The following is a 14017-nucleotide window of genomic DNA, read 5'->3' as shown; positions in this document are numbered from 1 at the left end:
GAATGGTTTTCTCCGCGCAAAATAGGGGGAGCCTGTTAACCGCCGGTTTACGTTGCCACTTGCGCCGGTCAGGCCTTTCGATCGACAGCCGCCAGGATCTCCAGCGTCGAATCATCGCGCTTGCCCGCGAAATATCTGGCGAGCGCTTCGTCGAAGACGGGCTCGTCGGATACGGCGCCGAACAACGTCATCGACGAGCGGAATTTGGCATCGTCAGGCGCGCCGAGAATCGCGTTGATGGTTCGTCCCTGCACGGCGAGGACGAGGCGGGTGCATTCGATCAGGCGCGGACCGAGGACGGGGTGGGCGAGATAGGCCTGGGCCTCCGCCCGCGACCCGATCGCGTAACGCTGCGTCATGGCGCTGAAGCCGAGGCCGGCGATTTGCGGAAAAACGAACCACATCCAGTGGCTTTGCTTCCGGCCCTGGCCCAGCTCCGCCAAAACGGCGCGAAAAACCGGCTCCTGGGCCTTCAGGAAGCGCTCTAGATCGAAAGGATCGGTCATAAGATACCTCCAGAGGGCTTGCCGGCCGCGATTATGCCTAACTTTTGGCTCCCAATGTGGTAGCTGGTATAGAGAGTCTCCGGGTGGGGGTTGGGTCCCCCGGGGGTGTCGATTTGGGGATCTGATGGTTTCCGACCGCGTACGCGCCGACAGGCCGTTGTCGCGCCGCCGTATTGGGCGAGCCGAGACGGTACTGCTGTCCATGGCTGCGATCGCGCTGGCGCTGGGTGCCGCCGCGTGGGTCGCGGATATCGGCGTTTCGGATTCGGCCAACTCCAGCGCGCTGGTGACCGCCGCACTGCCGCCGGCCAATTCTCCTTCGTTCAATGATCGTTTCGCCTCGCTGTCCGGCAACAATCCGCCGACGCGCGAACCTGGCCTGCAGACCATGGAGCGCTCCGCCCTGAATGCGGTCCAGATCAAGCTGCGCGATGCCAAGGCGATGCTGGCCCAGAAGCTCCAGGGCGACGACTGGCGTTCGACCTTGATCGATAACGGGCAGCCCGCAACCGAAGAGACCGCAAAGCCCCCGCAGCGCGCCGATGCCGTGCCGATGCCGCGCTCGCGGCCGGTCCAGGCGGACTTCAGCGCGCAGATCGCCTCGAGTCAGGCCTATGCCGAGGCCAAACCCCGGGTCGACAACCGCAACTTCTTCGAGAAGTTCACCGACAAGATCAGGCTGGCCTCGCTGAACCCCGGCGACGGCCTGTTGGGCAGGGCGCCGGATCTCGCTGCGCTCGGCTACGATTCGAAGACGGCGGTCTACGACATCAAGGCCAAGGCGCTCTATTTGCCGAGCGGCGTCGCGATCGAGGCCCATTCGGGCATGGGCGCGCTGATGGACGATCCTGATCATGTCGACCAGCGCATGGTCGGTGCAACCCCGCCTGCGACTTACGACCTCAAGCCGCGCGAAAAACTGTTCCACGGCGTGCGGGCGCTGCGCATGACGCCGACCGACGGCACCAGCGCGCTCGGCCGCGTCGGCCTGCTCACCCACACCTACATGCTCGGCCCGCGCGGCGATTCCAATGGCTGCGTCTCGATCAAGGACTATGATCGCTTCCTCAAGGCTTACGACAATGGCGAGTTCAACCGCCTGGTCGTGGTGCCGAGCCTGAGCGGTGCGACCACCGCCTCGCAGCGCGCCAGCACCGACTCCTGACATTTGTCAGGTGCGGCCGGGCTGCCGTTTCCCCTTCGTTAAGCCGTTGTCGTTCAGAAGCAGCCCATGAGTGATCCACAGAGCTCCGAGACCCCGCTGCGCACGACGTTCAAGATCAAGCTGAACGGTGACACGCTGGCGATCGCGACCGTCGGCCAGGCCTATCAATTCCTCACCAACTTCAAATCGGTCGAGTGGATGGAATTCCGCTCGCTGCATGAAGAGGCCATCGCGGCGCTGGAGGGCGCTGCCGGCAACGCCATGCTCGCGGTCCAGGCGACCAATGCCGTGCGCGCCTTGTTCGTGAGCGCGAAGCTGCTCTGAGCGCTGCCTTCGCGGTCTTCGGTGCCCGGATGGAGCCAACGGGTCGGCGCGAAGCGCCGCCCGATGACAGGCTCCGCGCAATCCGGGACAGAGCATCGGCTAGCTCGAACCTGGATTACGCTCCGCTGAGCGATAGAAGGGCACGCCACCCTCGCTGTCGTAGGGTGGGCAAAGGCGCAAAGCGCCGTGCCCACGATCTCTCTCCGATCGCACGCGGAAGGTGGGCACGCTTCGCTTTGCCCACTCCACGGGTTTCGAGCGCCTGGCCCGGGCGCTCCTTCACGCCTCATCCACGTAACCCCACGGAGAATTAACCGGACATTAACCATATTGGCGGCATCGTTAACCATTCAATAACGGGGAACGAGTCGGCCACCATGGAGGCTGCAGCAAAAGTCCAACGCCAAATGGTGCGCCTGCGCGGGCGCTCCTACGTGGCCTTCGTCTTCGTGCCGACGGTTCCGATCCAGGACTGGCTCCAGGAAATCGACACCACCATCGCGCGCTCGCCAGGGTTCTTCGCCGGCCGGCCCGTCGTCATCGATCTGTCCTCGGTCGATCTCAGCCAGTCCGGCATCGGGCATCTGCTCACCAGCCTTCAGGACCGCAACATCCGCGTGCTCGGCATCGAGGGCGTGGAGGAGAGCCGGTTGACCCCGTCGATGCCGCCGTTGCTGTCGGGCGGGCGGAGCTGCGTGATCGAGCCGACCGCGCCGAAAAAGCCGCAAGCCAAGGTCGAGACCAAGCCGACCTCGCTGCTGCTCGAGAGCCCCGTGCGCTCCGGCCAAACCGTGATCTTCCCCGAAGGCGACGTCACCATTCTGGGCTCGGTCGGCTCCGGCGCCGAGGTCGTTGCCGGCGGCTCCATCCACATCTACGGCGCGCTGCGCGGCCGCGCCATGGCGGGCGTGAACGGACACACGAGCGCGCGCATCTATTGCCAGAAGATCGAGGCCGAACTGCTTGCGATCGATGGGTTTTATCAGACGGCGGACGACATCGACAGCGCCTTGCGCGGCAAGCCGGCCCAGGCCTGGCTGCAAGGCAACACCATGCGAATTACTGCGCTGAACTGACCAGAAGGAGAGATTTGAAATGGCCAAAGTACTGGTCGTGACATCAGGTAAGGGCGGCGTCGGCAAGACGACCACGACCGCCGCATTGGGGGCGGCGCTGGCGCAACGCGGCGACAAGGTCGTCGTCGTCGATTTCGACGTGGGCTTGCGCAACCTCGACCTCGTGATGGGCGCCGAACGCCGCGTGGTGTTCGACCTCATCAACGTGGTGCAGGGGGTGGCAAAGCTCCCGCAGGCGCTGATCAAGGACAAGCGGCTGGAGAATCTCTGGCTGCTGCCCGCCTCGCAAACCCGCGACAAGGACGCGCTGACGGAAGAGGGCGTCGGCAAGGTCATCGCCGATTTGCGCAGCCGGTTCGACTGGGTGATCTGCGACAGCCCCGCCGGCATCGAGCGTGGCGCCTCCATGGCGATGCGCTTTGCCGATGAGGCCGTCATCGTCACCAATCCGGAAGTCTCCTCGGTGCGCGATTCCGATCGCATCATCGGCATGCTCGATTCCAAGACGGTGCGGGCCGAGAAGGGCGAGCGCGTCGAGAAGCACATTCTCATCACGCGCTACGATCCCTCGCGTGCCGCGCGCGGCGAGATGCTGACCATCGACGACATCCTGGAAATCCTCGCAACGCCCTTGCTCGGCATCATCCCCGAGAGCCAGGACGTGCTGAAGGCCTCCAACGTCGGCACGCCGGTGACGCTGTCGAACGCGGAAGGCGCACCCGCGCGGGCCTATATCGATGCGGCGAGGCGGCTGTGCGGCGAAACGGTCGCCATGCAGGTGCCGACCGAGCGCAAGGGTTTCATGGATCGACTGCTGCGACGGAGGGCTGCATGAGCATGGGTCTGCTCCGGCTTCTCCGCGGCAACAAGGCGTCCGCACCCGTCGCGCGCGAACGGCTGCAGATCCTGCTGGCCCATGAACGCGGACTACGCGGCCAGCCTGATCTGCTCGGCGTGCTGCGTGAGGAAATTCTGGCTGTCGTCTCCAAGCATGTGAAGCTGGATCCGACCAAAGTGATCGTACGGCTCGAACGCGGCGACGAGGTCTCGACGTTGGAGGTCGATATCGAGGTGCCCAACGATTTCGAGCGCAAGAAAGTGGCGGTCGGGTAGGGGTGCCCGGCCGATGCCGCTCCCATTTGGGGTGGGTGCAAAGGCGGTCCGCTGGGCACAGCGGGCCGCCTTTGTCGTTCGCATGAGCGGAACGAGACGCGCTATTCGATCGTTGTCAGCAAGCCCGCGGAGCGCCGAGCCGCGCGCCGCGGTGTCCTCATGACGGGAGAACACCCATGATGTCCGAGGTCCAGGTCCATACCATCGCCCGGCAAATGCTGGAGCAGCATGGTTTCTCGGCGATCGCCAAGGCTGCCGAACAGGCGCAAGCCTGCGAGGGGCGTGGGGAGGCTGACGAGGCCAGGGAATGGCGTCACATCGCCGATGCCATGAAGATCATGCGCGGCCCGGCGCACAGCTGAGCAGCGTCAGCTCCTTCCGGTTCCATCCTTATGTCGAGGACGCGGCTCGCATGATCCGCGGCTCAGCGCTCGCCTTGCTCAGCGCCTTGCGGCGCCGGCTTGTGCTGGGTCTGCGGCTGCGCCCGCTCGCCGGTTTCCTTGCACGGAAGCGGCTCCCACGATCCGTTCGCTGCCTGCTGATAGGCGCTGCAGGATGAAGAAGTCGGTTTGTCCTCGCCCTTCTGGGCGTCGGCATTCTTCGCGACGGCTGGGGCGGTCAGCGCGGCGCCGATCGCGAGAGCACTTGCGAAAACAACATGGGCAATTCGCATGGGGATCTCCTGCTCGAAGACGCCGCATGCTGCCGAGGAATGTGACGATTATTTGCCGCGCCGGCAGTTCGGTCCAAGTTTCGTTAACGGCGCAATAGGGCCTAGCCGCCCTTGCTGCGGATCACACCGGCGAGGTTGGTCTTCTGCTTTTCGCACCAATTGCTCATGCCGAGCCGACGCTGGTCGAGGTCGGTCATCTGGGTTGCGACCGCGACCTCCGCCATGATGTCGTCGGCCTGCTTCTCGCCCATCTTGCCGCCGGTGTGCATCCAGGCAATCGCCTTGCGCACCTGCTCGGTGGTGCCGTCGGGCAGCTGCATCTGCTGGGCCTTTTGCACCAGATCCTGATAGACGACATCAGTACCAGGGCACTCGACCTTGGCGGCGAAGGCCTGCAAGACCATCGTCACATAGTTCGAGCGGGTGTGATCATCAGCTGCCCGGGCTGGAGCTGCGATGAGCAACAGGCCTGCCAACAGCAAAGCGGCGCGCATCCCTGGGTCCTCCTCGTTTTCCGGGGAGGCTAGCGTCCTGCGGGCCGCTCCGCAATGGTGGCGGGGCGCGATTGTCGCGTGCAGGTGCGGTGCAGACGCTTAGCGCCGCCAGGCCGGCACGGGATCGAGCGGGGTGCGATAGACCTCTTTGTGATCGCGATCGGTGACGCGCACCGAGCAACCTTTCCGCTGCAGCTCAGGCTTCACCTGCGACAGCTCGCTTGCGAGTTGAACGGCGCGATCGGAGGCGACCTCGATATCTTCGAGGATGATTCCGCCCTGGTTCTTGAACTCTTCACCGTCAACGAGATCGAAGGAGTAGTACGGCATCCGAATTCCCCGGTGTGACGACCCAAATCTTCACCAAGAAGGCTTCAACGGAAGTCTTCGACACAGGCTGGATCATAGCACTGAGTCGATCTCTAACCGAGAACGGAGCGCGCAATCTCTGTGCGTATGGCGCAGAAATGATGTGCAATGTTCGAACGCTTTAAGATTTTATTAAATATGTCCACATGATCATAAGGCATGGAATTGCAGCAGAACCGGGCTCCGGGAACCGGCAGCTGCAAGAGAAGGCCGGCGGCATAAATCCCGACGGCCTTTTCTCTTTTGGTTGAGTCGCGCATCCCCGTAGTTGCACGGACTCACATCATCACATCATCACATCGAACAGGATAGCTTGCATCGTTCGATTGGTGAGGCTCTCAAGCGCGATGAGGTCAGGATGAATCCTCATCATCATGCTTTAGCGCAGCGGCATCGGCGGACGTACGACGGGTCCGTCGTCATCGGCGACAGCTTGCGTCGTCGCGACCGGCGGTGCCATCGGTGGCGGCGGCACCGCGGCAGCCTGTGAAGGCGGCGGCGGTGGTGCCGATGGCGCGGGCGCATAAGCCGGCGCGTAGGTGTGCGATACCACGGGCTTCGGTTTGCGAACAGGCGGCATCGGCGCCGGAGCGCGCGGCGGTAGCGCCGACACGCGCGCGGGCGAGGTGACCGGTGGTTTCGCCTCAGTGATCGGCTTGGGCGCTGGCGGCTTCGCCATCTCGCGCACCATCTGTTCCTGACCTGCCTTCAACTCGGCGATGTTGGCCTTGAGCTGCTCGATCTGCTGCGCCATCGCGGCGATGTCGCGCGTCATCGATTCCACCGAAGACGCGGCATCGGTTGGTGTTGCTGCCGGTGCGGCACTTGCCGCCGGTGCGGCAGCGGCCGTCGCGACTGGCGGTGCAGCGGCTTGATCGGTTGCCTGATCCTGCGCGGCGGATGGCGCCGCCTGCGGGGCTGCGACCGGTGCTGTCTGCGCGGCTGCGACCGGTGCTGTCTGCGAGGTCGAAGGGAGCAGCGACATCAGGGCCGGTGTCCATTCGGCGAGCATCTGCGTCGCAGTGTCGCCGTGCCTCTCCCAGGCGATGGTCGCGGCGGCGCTGCCGCCCGCAAACAGAAACGTCACGAACGCGCCGCGCAGCCATTTGCCAGCCGCCGATCGCTTCGGCCTGATGTGATCATCTGATGCGGTGACGCGGACTGCGGTGTCGACCGAAGGTGCAGCTGCTTGGGGCGCCACTGCCGGCGGCTCCGAAACGGGGCTGAACTTCGGCTCGATCGTCAATTTCCGGTCCAGCGCGAATTTCGGCTCGGGGCGAGCCGTGAACTCCGGTGCCAGCGTGGGCGCCTGGCTGTTCACGCGCGATGCCCTGATCACATCGGGCGAAATCTGCACCGCATCATGCGGATCGTTGTCCTTGACCGTGTCCTTGACCGTGTCCTTCACGATCTCATCGACGATCTGGCGGCTGTTCAACGTCGCGAGCATCGCAGCTCCTCTGACCCCTTGGTCGTCCGCATTGGCGCGAGCCGATCTGTTGCATGAGCCCATCCGAGCTCCAGGCCCCACGAGTCCAGCCGGGTTTGACCAAAGCAAGGCGAGGCGATGGAGACATCGCGACCGTCTTCTGCCAGATGTGGTGATGGAACCTGATATGCCGAACACGGCCAATTGTTCCGCGTTGCCTTGTTTTCAGCACGATTTGGGCAGCATCTGAGGCTGCTGGGGGTGCTATCCGCTAATCGGGGGGCCGGCGGTGCCAAGATCTCTCCTCGTTTTGTTCGCCATTGCGCTGCTGCCGCTCGGCGGCTGCATGCAGACGACTCTCTCGCCATCGACGGATGCGAGCATGACCGCGCGCGACCGTCAGTTGCTCGCACACACGCCTTACGCCCAGGCAAACGTGCCCGAGCAATATCTCCGTCACATCGTCGATTATCCGCGCAAGGAGCAGCCGGGCACCATCCTGGTCGATACCAATGCGCGCTACCTCTACTACGTGCTGCCCGACGGCAAGGCGATCCGCTATGGCGTCGCGGTCGGCGAGGAGGCGATGGCCTTCTCGGGCGTTGCGCGCGTCGGCCGGCTGGCGGAATGGCCGGACTGGGTGCCGACCCCCGAGATCCAGGCGCGATTAGGGCCCTATCCGGCGCGCGTGCCCGGCGGTCCCGCCAATCCGCTGGGTGCACGTGGCATCTATCTCTATGTCGGCAACAAGGACACGCTCTATCGCATCCACGGCACCAACCAGCCGGAATATATCGGGCAGGCGATCTCGTCGGGCTGTATCCGGATGCGCAACGAGGACGTGATCGATCTGTTCGACCGGGTCAAGCTCAACGCGACCGTCGTGGTACTGCCGCCAGGCCAGAGCGCGCAGATCGAGTCGGGGCCGAGCTGGCACGGATAAGGCAACCGATCTGACCTGTCACGTCGGTCGGCATCACCGAAGCTTGATGGCCCGCCGGGCGAGGTGACTGCCGCAAGGGTGAATTGCTTCACAGGCGTTTTGCTGCAGTTGCGCTATGCCTCCATGGCTCGTTGCCATTGGAGGCATCATGCAGAATTTCATTGAGCAATTTGACGAGAACGATCGCCGCATCGTGCGCAGGTGGCGTTGGGCCACGCTCGGCTTCTACGGATCGATCCTGGCCGGACTGGTCGTCTACGCTGCGCTGCACTGGACGCCCGAGGTGAATTACGCCGCGGTCGATGCCACGGCTCACGCCAAGCTTGCGGGCGCGCCGAACGCTGGCGAACGCGCGCCGTTCGCGCCTTAATTGTCAGGCCGCGCTATGCGCCATTGCAGCGTCGTGGCGTTGCCGTTGACATCGCCCGGCGCCTTGTCGGCCGGTGACGTGTAGAGTGGGCGATAGCGGTACGCCCACATCTTGCTGCCGTCTGCACGATCGATCACGGTGAAATCGCCGATGGGCTTGGCTTCGGCGGTGGCGGCGAGCGGCACCCAATTTTCGGTGCACTTGCCGTTGCAGTTCGACGTCTTTCCATTGGTGTCGCGCTCGTAAGTGTAGAGCGTCATCCCCTTGAGATCGACGAGCTTGGGGCCCTGCTTGGTCAGGACCACCCTCGCGGGCGCCGTCGTCGCCTCGGCCTTCGGCGGAGGAGGGGCTTCGCCGCCGCCGTGCCCGTTCGCGAGCGCATGGCCGGCGGATAGCACGATGATTGCGGTCGCAATGACGAACCTGGACATCCGAAACTCCAAACGGCAAAGTTAATCGCGCGTTAAGCGCCGAATTGGCAGCGACGGTAGCAGCCGAAAGTTAGTTCCAGGTTTCGCCGCTCTGCGGCATCTACGTATTCCGGGAACTGGTCACGCCTTGAGATCGACCTCACGCAACGGGGCGCGGCTAAGCTCATTGCCGGCGGCGATGGCCTTGCGCAGCAGCCGCATCAGTTCCTCTCCTTCCCTGGCGCTGAGGCCGCGCAGCATGATCGCTTGGGCGGATTCAACCGCCGGCGTGATCTTGCGCAGCGTGCGCCGGCCCTCGTCGGTGATCTCCAGCGCGCGGGCGCGGCGGTCGCGGGGACTGGCGCGGCGCTCGACAAGGCCCTTCTGCACCAGGCGATCGACGACGCCGGTGATGGTGGTGCGGTCATAGGCGATCAGGCCGGCGAGCGTGACCTGGTCGAGTTCCGGATTGGCCTTGATGGTCGCAAGCGCCGCGTACTGCACCGGCGTGAGGTCGAAACCGGCTTCGCCGACCTCGGCCAAGAATACCGCCACCGCGATCTGCTGAAATCGCCGCGCCAAATGGCCGGGCATGTCGTTGTTGTCTTTCACCGAATTCTCCGTGAGGGCAGGGACGGTCGCGGATGATTGACGAGTATACTGATAGTCAGTATACTGATCAATATTGAACAAGTCGTCGACGGGAGAGGTGTGCATGCAATTCCATCTCAATGGATTCCAGCCGGGCGACCCTGAAATCGCCGATCCCGCCGAGCGCGTGCAGGCCGGAGGTGCCGAGGGCACCGTGCCAGGCGAGGTCGATGTCCTCATCGTCGGCTGTGGCCCTGCCGGCCTGACGCTTGCAGCGCAGCTCGCGCAGTTCGCCGATATCAAGACCTGCATCGTCGAACAGAAGCCGGGCCGGCTTACCGTCGGTCAGGCCGACGGCGTCGCCTGCCGCACCATGGAGATGTTCCACGCCTTTGGCTTCAGCGAGCGCGTGCTCAAGGAAGCCTATTGGGTCAACGAGACGACGTTCTGGAAGCCGGACCAGCACAGCCCCGAAAAGATCGTCCGCAGCGGCCGTGTGCAGGACGTCGAGGACGGGCTGTCGGAATTTCCGCACGTCATCCTCAACCAGGCGCGCGTTCATGACGGCTTTCTCGACGTCATGCGCAAATCTCGGGCCAAGCTCGAACCCCATTACAGCAGGCGCCTGCTCGACCTGCAGGTCGATCCGGCCGCAGGTCCCGCCGATCATGCGGTGACCGTGCGCCTTGAACGTGGCGATGCGGCGAACGAAGGCAAGGTCGAGACCATCAAGGCACGCTACGTCGTCGGCTGCGACGGCGCGCGCAGCACGGTGCGCAGATCGATTGGCCGCGAGCTGCATGGCGATTCCGCCAACCACGCCTGGGGCGTGATGGATGTGCTGGCGGTCACCGATTTCCCCGATATCCGCTTCAAGACCCTGATCCAGTCGGGGAAGGACGGTAGCCTTCTCATCATTCCGCGCGAGGGCGGTTATATGGTTCGCATCTATGTCGAGCTGGCAAAACTCGATGTCGGCGAGCGCGTCGCAAGCCGCAACATCACGGCTGACGACGTCATTGCGAAGGCGCAGCGGATATTGAAGCCGCACACGCTCGACGTGAAGGAGATCGCCTGGTGGTCGGTCTACGAGATCGGCCAGCGCCTGACCGACAAGTTCGATGACGTACCGGACGCCGAGACCGCGACGCGGCTGCCGCGCATCTTCATTGCCGGCGATGCCTGCCACACCCATAGTCCGAAGGCCGGGCAAGGCATGAACGTCTCGATGCAGGACGCCTTCAATCTCGGCTGGAAGCTTGCTGCGGTGCTGCGGAAGCAGAGCGCACCAAGCCTGCTGCATTCCTATTCGGCCGAGCGGCAAACGGTGGCGAAGGAGCTGATCGATTTCGATCGTGAATGGGCCGGGATATTGGCCTCGGCGGCGAAGGCCGGCGGGGCCGATGCGGCGAAGACGCAGGATTATTTTGTCAGGCATGGCCGCTACACGGCTGGCACGGCGACGCACTACGCGCCGTCGATCCTCACCGGCGCGGCTGCGCATCAGCATCTCGCGAAAGGCTTCGTCATCGGCAAGCGCTTCCACTCGGCTCCAGTGATTCGGCTCGGGGACGCCAAGCCCGTTCATCTCGGCCACGCGGCGCAGGCCGATGGCCGTTTCCGCCTCTATGCATTTTCTCCGGCTGAGAACCCTGCAATGACGGGGTCGGCTATTCATACCCTGTGTAAATTTCTTGCGGGGTCCCGGGAATCTCCGATCCGGAGATACACGCCCGTGGGCTCCGACATCGACAGTGTCATCGACCTGCGCGCAGTGTTTCAGCAAGGTCATCGCGAGCTTGCGATCGAGGCAATGCCAGCGCTGCTCCTTCCGCGCAAAGGACGCTACGGTCTGCTCGACTACGAAAAGATGTTCTGTCCTGACCTCAAGGGTGGCCACGACATTTTCGCCATGCGTGGCATCGACCGAAAGGCCGGCTGCATGATCGTGGTGCGGCCGGACCAGTACGTCGCGCAGGTGCTGCCGCTCAATGATTTTGCCGGGCTCGCCGGGTATTTCGACGGCTTTATGCTGCAAGCGAACTGAGGTCTTGCTCCGCTGATGAATGGCGGATGAATATTGAACTACGCCCAGCGCGGATCTCAATCTTTTGGCTGATGCGACGCTCGCGAGCGGAACGCTTTATTCCGCTTGCGCGTTCCGCCTCCCAGAGGAGGACTTCGCCATGAGACTGAAAACCGCTTTGATTGCCGCATTGCTGCTTGCCCCGACCGCTGTATCGGCCGCGCCTGGGATCGTCACCGTCTCGACGGGCTTGCGCGCCGGTCCGGGTGCGGGCTTTCCGCTGGTCGATCGCATCCCCGAGGGCGCCCGTGTCAACATCCATGGTTGCCTGCGCGGCCATGCCTGGTGTGACGTGAGCTTCTCGGACGACCGCGGCTGGGTGTCGTCGCAATATCTCGAATATCTCTATCGCAATCACTACGTCTATCTTCCTGATTATGCCGACGAGGTCGACGTGCCGGTCGTTCCCTTCGTGCTGAGCTCGTACTGGTCGAGCTACTACGAAGGACGTCCTTGGTATCGCCGCCATGCTTACTGGGATGGCTACTGGACGTCGCATGAGCGCTTCGCGACACGGATGACGATCGATCCGCGCGCCGCCCGCATCGGCCGCGCTGCGACGCGGGATGCTGCGATCGCGCTGGGCCGCGATGCGCACGTCAACGGCAATGTCGCGGTCTCCGGGCGCGACGCCGTGACGGCGCGGCATGATGCGACCATCGCCAAGCGCGAAGCTGCGGTTGGGATCGACCGGAATCGTACCGAACGAAGCCAGCGTATCGTCAATGAGCGCGCCGCCGTGCAGGCGCGCAATCCCCGCGACGCGCAGGCACGCATGATGCACGAACAGGCGGCGAGTCGTGCCGCGGTGCGTGCGCAGCCCATGTCGCGTCCACATGAAATGGCGCGTGCACATGAGGCGCCGCGCGTGGCAACTGCCCCGGCGGCGCGGCCCACGATGCCGCGCGTCGCTCAGCCGAATGTCAGCCATGGCGCGCCGATGAATGCGCACGCGCAGATGCCGGCGCCGCGAGCGGCCCCACCTGCGCCTGCGATGGCGCATCCCGGCGGCGGTGGTGGCGCTGCTCCGCACGTCAATGCCGCTCCCGCTCCACACGGTGGCGGCGCGCCGGGCGGCCACGAGAAACACTAGGCTCCGCTAACGAAAGCCCGGCCTTCGTGCCGGGCTTTCTTTTTGGCGCGGCTGGGGTTCCGGCCGCGTACAATTTAAGAAAGTTCTTCGCCCACAGATTTCATTGATCGTAATATCTCTATTCAAAGCTGTAAGCGTCCACTCGGGGCAGCGGGGCTACGGGAGGATGATGACGATGAGACAGAACCAGGCGGAGTCGCGCCGCCAAAGTGTCGCGAAGCGGTCGATGACGAGAGAGGCCAAGCAGCTGGCCGGCTTTATCGCCGGCTTGCGCGAATCCCTCGACGGCATCCACAAGGAACGGGCGAGCGCAAAACTATCCAGCGCGCAGATGGGTATGCTCGACGAGCGTCGCAACAATTTGCTGCTCACCATTGCGGCCCTGGACGACCGTCTATCGGCTGTGCAGGGTCTGATAGATCTCGGCCGGCCACATGTGATCCGCGTCCACTAAGGCGGAGCCCGGGTGCTATCGGTTCTGTCGCGGCGGCGATGGGCCAGCCCGGCTGGCAGCTTGGTACCTGCGCATCCGCGGGTGAGCCTTCGAACCGGCTTCTGGCAGGCAAAATCACATCACGATGCAGCACATCACGAGGCGCCCTCGCTCGGCTCGAGCAGGGCGGCTCACAATGCTGCCGCGGATGGCACCAAATTGCCACGCTCCCGGCGAAATGCCGCCAAAGGCGGCTGCCACGACGAGATCGGGTGCGGGGCAACGCTAGGGGGTGCACATTGGCCTATAAAATGATCGCAGAACGCGACAATGAGAAGTACAGTTTTGCCCGCGAGAGCCGATTGCTCATCGTGGCGAAGGCGAAGGTTTGGGCAAGCGAAGGGTGGCGCGTTGTCATCACCGATCAGGACGGCAAGGCCTACGCTCCGCCGGAGTTCGATCGATTGCTGGCGGCTTGACCACAGCACGGGCTGGGGACGACATTGAGATTGCTATTTCGACCGGGGCGCGAGGTCATCGCGCCTCTGATGATTCTTGGAATCTTTGCCGCGGCCGCCGCGGTGCTGACGACGCCGTTTGTCTCCGCGCAAAATCTCGATGCCGGCAAATCGCCCGAAAAGCTGTTCGCCGACGGCTGCGCGACCTGCCATCGCAGCCCCCGCGGGCTTGCCAAGGGGCGCTACACCCTGACGCTGTCCTGGTTCCTTCAAGATCATTATTCGGCCGGCCCGGATACGGCGAAGGCGCTCGCGGCCTATCTGGTGTCACTCGACACGCCGCCTCCGGGCCCTGCGGCGAAGCCCGGATCCAAGTCAGCAAAATCCAAACAGCGTCCGCCCAAGCCTGCCGTGCAGGGCCAATAGTCGCCTGAGTACTGGCGCTGATAGGTCTGTGCGATGAGGCGGTCGTGCACGGCGCGCA

At 64.0% G+C, this 14017-nt stretch carries 20 protein-coding genes; 13 read left to right on the top strand and 7 right to left on the bottom strand.

Translation table 11 applies throughout. From position 1 onward, the window contains the following. Positions 1 to 68: 68 nt before the first annotated feature. Positions 69 to 506, bottom strand: coding sequence for a DUF1810 domain-containing protein (locus ACNJX9_RS23225; RefSeq protein ID WP_439404341.1), 438 nt, complete (start codon positions 504 to 506; stop codon positions 69 to 71). 193 nt (positions 507 to 699) lie between these two features. Between ACNJX9_RS23225 and ACNJX9_RS23220 the strand changes: the two genes are divergently transcribed. The 6 genes from ACNJX9_RS23220 (at position 700) to ACNJX9_RS23195 (ending at position 4546) form a co-directional block, all read left to right on the top strand. Continuing rightward, positions 700 to 1671 (top strand): DUF2778 domain-containing protein, encoded by a 972-nt coding sequence (locus ACNJX9_RS23220; RefSeq protein WP_057758993.1) that lies wholly within the window; start codon positions 700 to 702, stop codon positions 1669 to 1671. A gap of 66 nt (positions 1672 to 1737) precedes the next feature. Next, positions 1738 to 1995, top strand: a complete 258-nt coding sequence (locus ACNJX9_RS23215) for a hypothetical protein (RefSeq protein ID WP_057757683.1) — start codon at positions 1738 to 1740, stop codon at positions 1993 to 1995. 377 nt (positions 1996 to 2372) lie between these two features. Further along, positions 2373 to 3071, top strand: coding sequence for a septum site-determining protein MinC (gene minC / locus ACNJX9_RS23210; RefSeq protein WP_057757680.1), 699 nt, complete (start codon positions 2373 to 2375; stop codon positions 3069 to 3071). A 19-nt stretch (positions 3072 to 3090) separates the two neighbouring features. Further along, positions 3091 to 3906 (top strand): septum site-determining protein MinD, encoded by an 816-nt coding sequence (minD, locus tag ACNJX9_RS23205; protein WP_057757677.1) that lies wholly within the window; start codon positions 3091 to 3093, stop codon positions 3904 to 3906. Continuing rightward, positions 3903 to 4184 carry a cell division topological specificity factor MinE gene (minE, locus tag ACNJX9_RS23200; RefSeq protein ID WP_057757674.1) on the top strand — a complete coding sequence of 94 codons (282 nt, stop codon included), beginning with the start codon at positions 3903 to 3905 and terminating at the stop codon, positions 4182 to 4184. The genes minD and minE overlap by 4 nt, the downstream gene beginning before the upstream one ends. A 176-nt stretch (positions 4185 to 4360) precedes the next feature. Beyond that, the gene (locus ACNJX9_RS23195) at positions 4361 to 4546 is read left to right on the top strand and encodes a hypothetical protein (protein WP_057757671.1); all 186 of its coding nucleotides are present in this window, start codon (positions 4361 to 4363) and stop codon (positions 4544 to 4546) included. A 62-nt stretch (positions 4547 to 4608) separates the two neighbouring features. Here ACNJX9_RS23195 and ACNJX9_RS23190 read toward each other — a convergent pair whose 3' ends face one another. The 4 genes from ACNJX9_RS23190 to ACNJX9_RS23175 form a co-directional block, all read right to left on the bottom strand. After that, the gene (locus ACNJX9_RS23190) at positions 4609 to 4857 is read right to left on the bottom strand and encodes a hypothetical protein (protein ID WP_057757668.1); all 249 of its coding nucleotides are present in this window, start codon (positions 4855 to 4857) and stop codon (positions 4609 to 4611) included. 101 nt (positions 4858 to 4958) lie between these two features. After that, positions 4959 to 5351, bottom strand: coding sequence for a hypothetical protein (locus tag ACNJX9_RS23185; RefSeq protein ID WP_439404337.1), 393 nt, complete (start codon positions 5349 to 5351; stop codon positions 4959 to 4961). Between the two features lie 99 nt (positions 5352 to 5450). Further along, a complete protein-coding gene (locus ACNJX9_RS23180; RefSeq protein ID WP_057757659.1) occupies positions 5451 to 5681 on the bottom strand; it encodes a DUF6894 family protein in 231 nt (76 codons plus the stop codon). Between the two features lie 418 nt (positions 5682 to 6099). After that, positions 6100 to 7170: a hypothetical protein gene (locus ACNJX9_RS23175; protein ID WP_439404335.1), complete on the bottom strand. Its 1071-nt coding sequence runs from the start codon at positions 7168 to 7170 to the stop codon at positions 6100 to 6102. Between the two features lie 325 nt (positions 7171 to 7495). On the opposite strand from ACNJX9_RS23175, the gene ACNJX9_RS23170 reads away from it, so the two are divergent. Both ACNJX9_RS23170 and ACNJX9_RS23165 read left to right on the top strand, forming a co-directional pair. Next, complete coding sequence (locus ACNJX9_RS23170) at positions 7496 to 8092, top strand: L,D-transpeptidase (protein ID WP_167354021.1); 597 nt, start codon at positions 7496 to 7498, stop codon at positions 8090 to 8092. 148 nt (positions 8093 to 8240) lie between these two features. Further along, complete coding sequence (locus ACNJX9_RS23165) at positions 8241 to 8462, top strand: hypothetical protein (RefSeq protein WP_439404333.1); 222 nt, start codon at positions 8241 to 8243, stop codon at positions 8460 to 8462. Here ACNJX9_RS23165 and ACNJX9_RS23160 read toward each other — a convergent pair. Both ACNJX9_RS23160 and ACNJX9_RS23155 read right to left on the bottom strand, forming a co-directional pair. Then, entirely contained in the window at positions 8459 to 8893 is a 435-nt protein-coding gene (locus ACNJX9_RS23160) for a COG4315 family predicted lipoprotein (RefSeq protein WP_057757648.1), read from the bottom strand. The two genes, ACNJX9_RS23165 and ACNJX9_RS23160, sit on opposite strands and share 4 nt — an antisense overlap. A gap of 120 nt (positions 8894 to 9013) precedes the next feature. Then, entirely contained in the window at positions 9014 to 9484 is a 471-nt protein-coding gene (locus ACNJX9_RS23155; protein WP_057758991.1) for a MarR family winged helix-turn-helix transcriptional regulator, read from the bottom strand. Between the two features lie 103 nt (positions 9485 to 9587). Between ACNJX9_RS23155 and ACNJX9_RS23150 the strand changes: the two genes are divergently transcribed. The 5 genes from ACNJX9_RS23150 to ACNJX9_RS23130 all read left to right on the top strand — a co-directional run bounded on the left by ACNJX9_RS23150 (position 9588) and on the right by ACNJX9_RS23130 (position 13959). Then, the gene (locus ACNJX9_RS23150; protein WP_439404331.1) at positions 9588 to 11510 is read left to right on the top strand and encodes an FAD-binding monooxygenase; all 1923 of its coding nucleotides are present in this window, start codon (positions 9588 to 9590) and stop codon (positions 11508 to 11510) included. Positions 11511 to 11649: 139 nt separating this feature from the next. Then, a complete protein-coding gene (locus tag ACNJX9_RS23145) occupies positions 11650 to 12642 on the top strand; it encodes an SH3 domain-containing protein (RefSeq protein ID WP_057758989.1) in 993 nt (330 codons plus the stop codon). Positions 12643 to 12817: 175 nt separating this feature from the next. Next, positions 12818 to 13096 (top strand): hypothetical protein, encoded by a 279-nt coding sequence (locus ACNJX9_RS23140; RefSeq protein WP_057758987.1) that lies wholly within the window; start codon positions 12818 to 12820, stop codon positions 13094 to 13096. A 251-nt stretch (positions 13097 to 13347) separates the two neighbouring features. Then, positions 13348 to 13554, top strand: coding sequence for a hypothetical protein (locus tag ACNJX9_RS23135; RefSeq protein WP_057757642.1), 207 nt, complete (start codon positions 13348 to 13350; stop codon positions 13552 to 13554). Positions 13555 to 13623: 69 nt separating this feature from the next. Beyond that, positions 13624 to 13959, top strand: coding sequence for a hypothetical protein (locus tag ACNJX9_RS23130; protein ID WP_439404328.1), 336 nt, complete (start codon positions 13624 to 13626; stop codon positions 13957 to 13959). Positions 13960 to 14017: the final 58 nt, after the last annotated feature.

This window comes from Bradyrhizobium sp. BLXBL-03 (assembly GCF_051853015.1).
Classification (GTDB): Bacteria; Pseudomonadota; Alphaproteobacteria; order Rhizobiales; family Xanthobacteraceae; genus Bradyrhizobium; species Bradyrhizobium manausense.
The sequence above is the reverse complement of the archived record's forward strand: the minus strand, read 5'-3'. Positions and strand labels throughout refer to the sequence as shown.

What these genes read in the sequence shown, in the direction of transcription:
- ACNJX9_RS23180 (WP_057757659.1), bottom strand. Translation starts at nt 5,681, where the DNA reads ATGCCGTACTACTCCTTCGATCTCGTTGACGGTGAAGAGTTCAAGAAC.
- minC (WP_057757680.1), top strand. Translation starts at nt 2,373, where the DNA reads ATGGAGGCTGCAGCAAAAGTCCAACGCCAAATGGTGCGCCTGCGCGGG.
- minD (WP_057757677.1), top strand. Translation starts at nt 3,091, where the DNA reads ATGGCCAAAGTACTGGTCGTGACATCAGGTAAGGGCGGCGTCGGCAAG.
- ACNJX9_RS23185 (WP_439404337.1), bottom strand. Translation starts at nt 5,351, where the DNA reads ATGCGCGCCGCTTTGCTGTTGGCAGGCCTGTTGCTCATCGCAGCTCCA.
- ACNJX9_RS23145 (WP_057758989.1), top strand. Translation starts at nt 11,650, where the DNA reads ATGAGACTGAAAACCGCTTTGATTGCCGCATTGCTGCTTGCCCCGACC.
- ACNJX9_RS23170 (WP_167354021.1), top strand. Translation starts at nt 7,496, where the DNA reads ATGCAGACGACTCTCTCGCCATCGACGGATGCGAGCATGACCGCGCGC.
- ACNJX9_RS23130 (WP_439404328.1), top strand. Translation starts at nt 13,624, where the DNA reads ATGATTCTTGGAATCTTTGCCGCGGCCGCCGCGGTGCTGACGACGCCG.
- ACNJX9_RS23190 (WP_057757668.1), bottom strand. Translation starts at nt 4,857, where the DNA reads ATGCGAATTGCCCATGTTGTTTTCGCAAGTGCTCTCGCGATCGGCGCC.
- ACNJX9_RS23140 (WP_057758987.1), top strand. Translation starts at nt 12,818, where the DNA reads ATGAGACAGAACCAGGCGGAGTCGCGCCGCCAAAGTGTCGCGAAGCGG.
- ACNJX9_RS23150 (WP_439404331.1), top strand. Translation starts at nt 9,588, where the DNA reads ATGCAATTCCATCTCAATGGATTCCAGCCGGGCGACCCTGAAATCGCC.
- ACNJX9_RS23160 (WP_057757648.1), bottom strand. Translation starts at nt 8,893, where the DNA reads ATGTCCAGGTTCGTCATTGCGACCGCAATCATCGTGCTATCCGCCGGC.
- ACNJX9_RS23225 (WP_439404341.1), bottom strand. Translation starts at nt 506, where the DNA reads ATGACCGATCCTTTCGATCTAGAGCGCTTCCTGAAGGCCCAGGAGCCG.
- minE (WP_057757674.1), top strand. Translation starts at nt 3,903, where the DNA reads ATGAGCATGGGTCTGCTCCGGCTTCTCCGCGGCAACAAGGCGTCCGCA.
- ACNJX9_RS23175 (WP_439404335.1), bottom strand. Translation starts at nt 7,170, where the DNA reads ATGCTCGCGACGTTGAACAGCCGCCAGATCGTCGATGAGATCGTGAAG.
- ACNJX9_RS23215 (WP_057757683.1), top strand. Translation starts at nt 1,738, where the DNA reads ATGAGTGATCCACAGAGCTCCGAGACCCCGCTGCGCACGACGTTCAAG.
- ACNJX9_RS23195 (WP_057757671.1), top strand. Translation starts at nt 4,361, where the DNA reads ATGATGTCCGAGGTCCAGGTCCATACCATCGCCCGGCAAATGCTGGAG.
- ACNJX9_RS23165 (WP_439404333.1), top strand. Translation starts at nt 8,241, where the DNA reads ATGCAGAATTTCATTGAGCAATTTGACGAGAACGATCGCCGCATCGTG.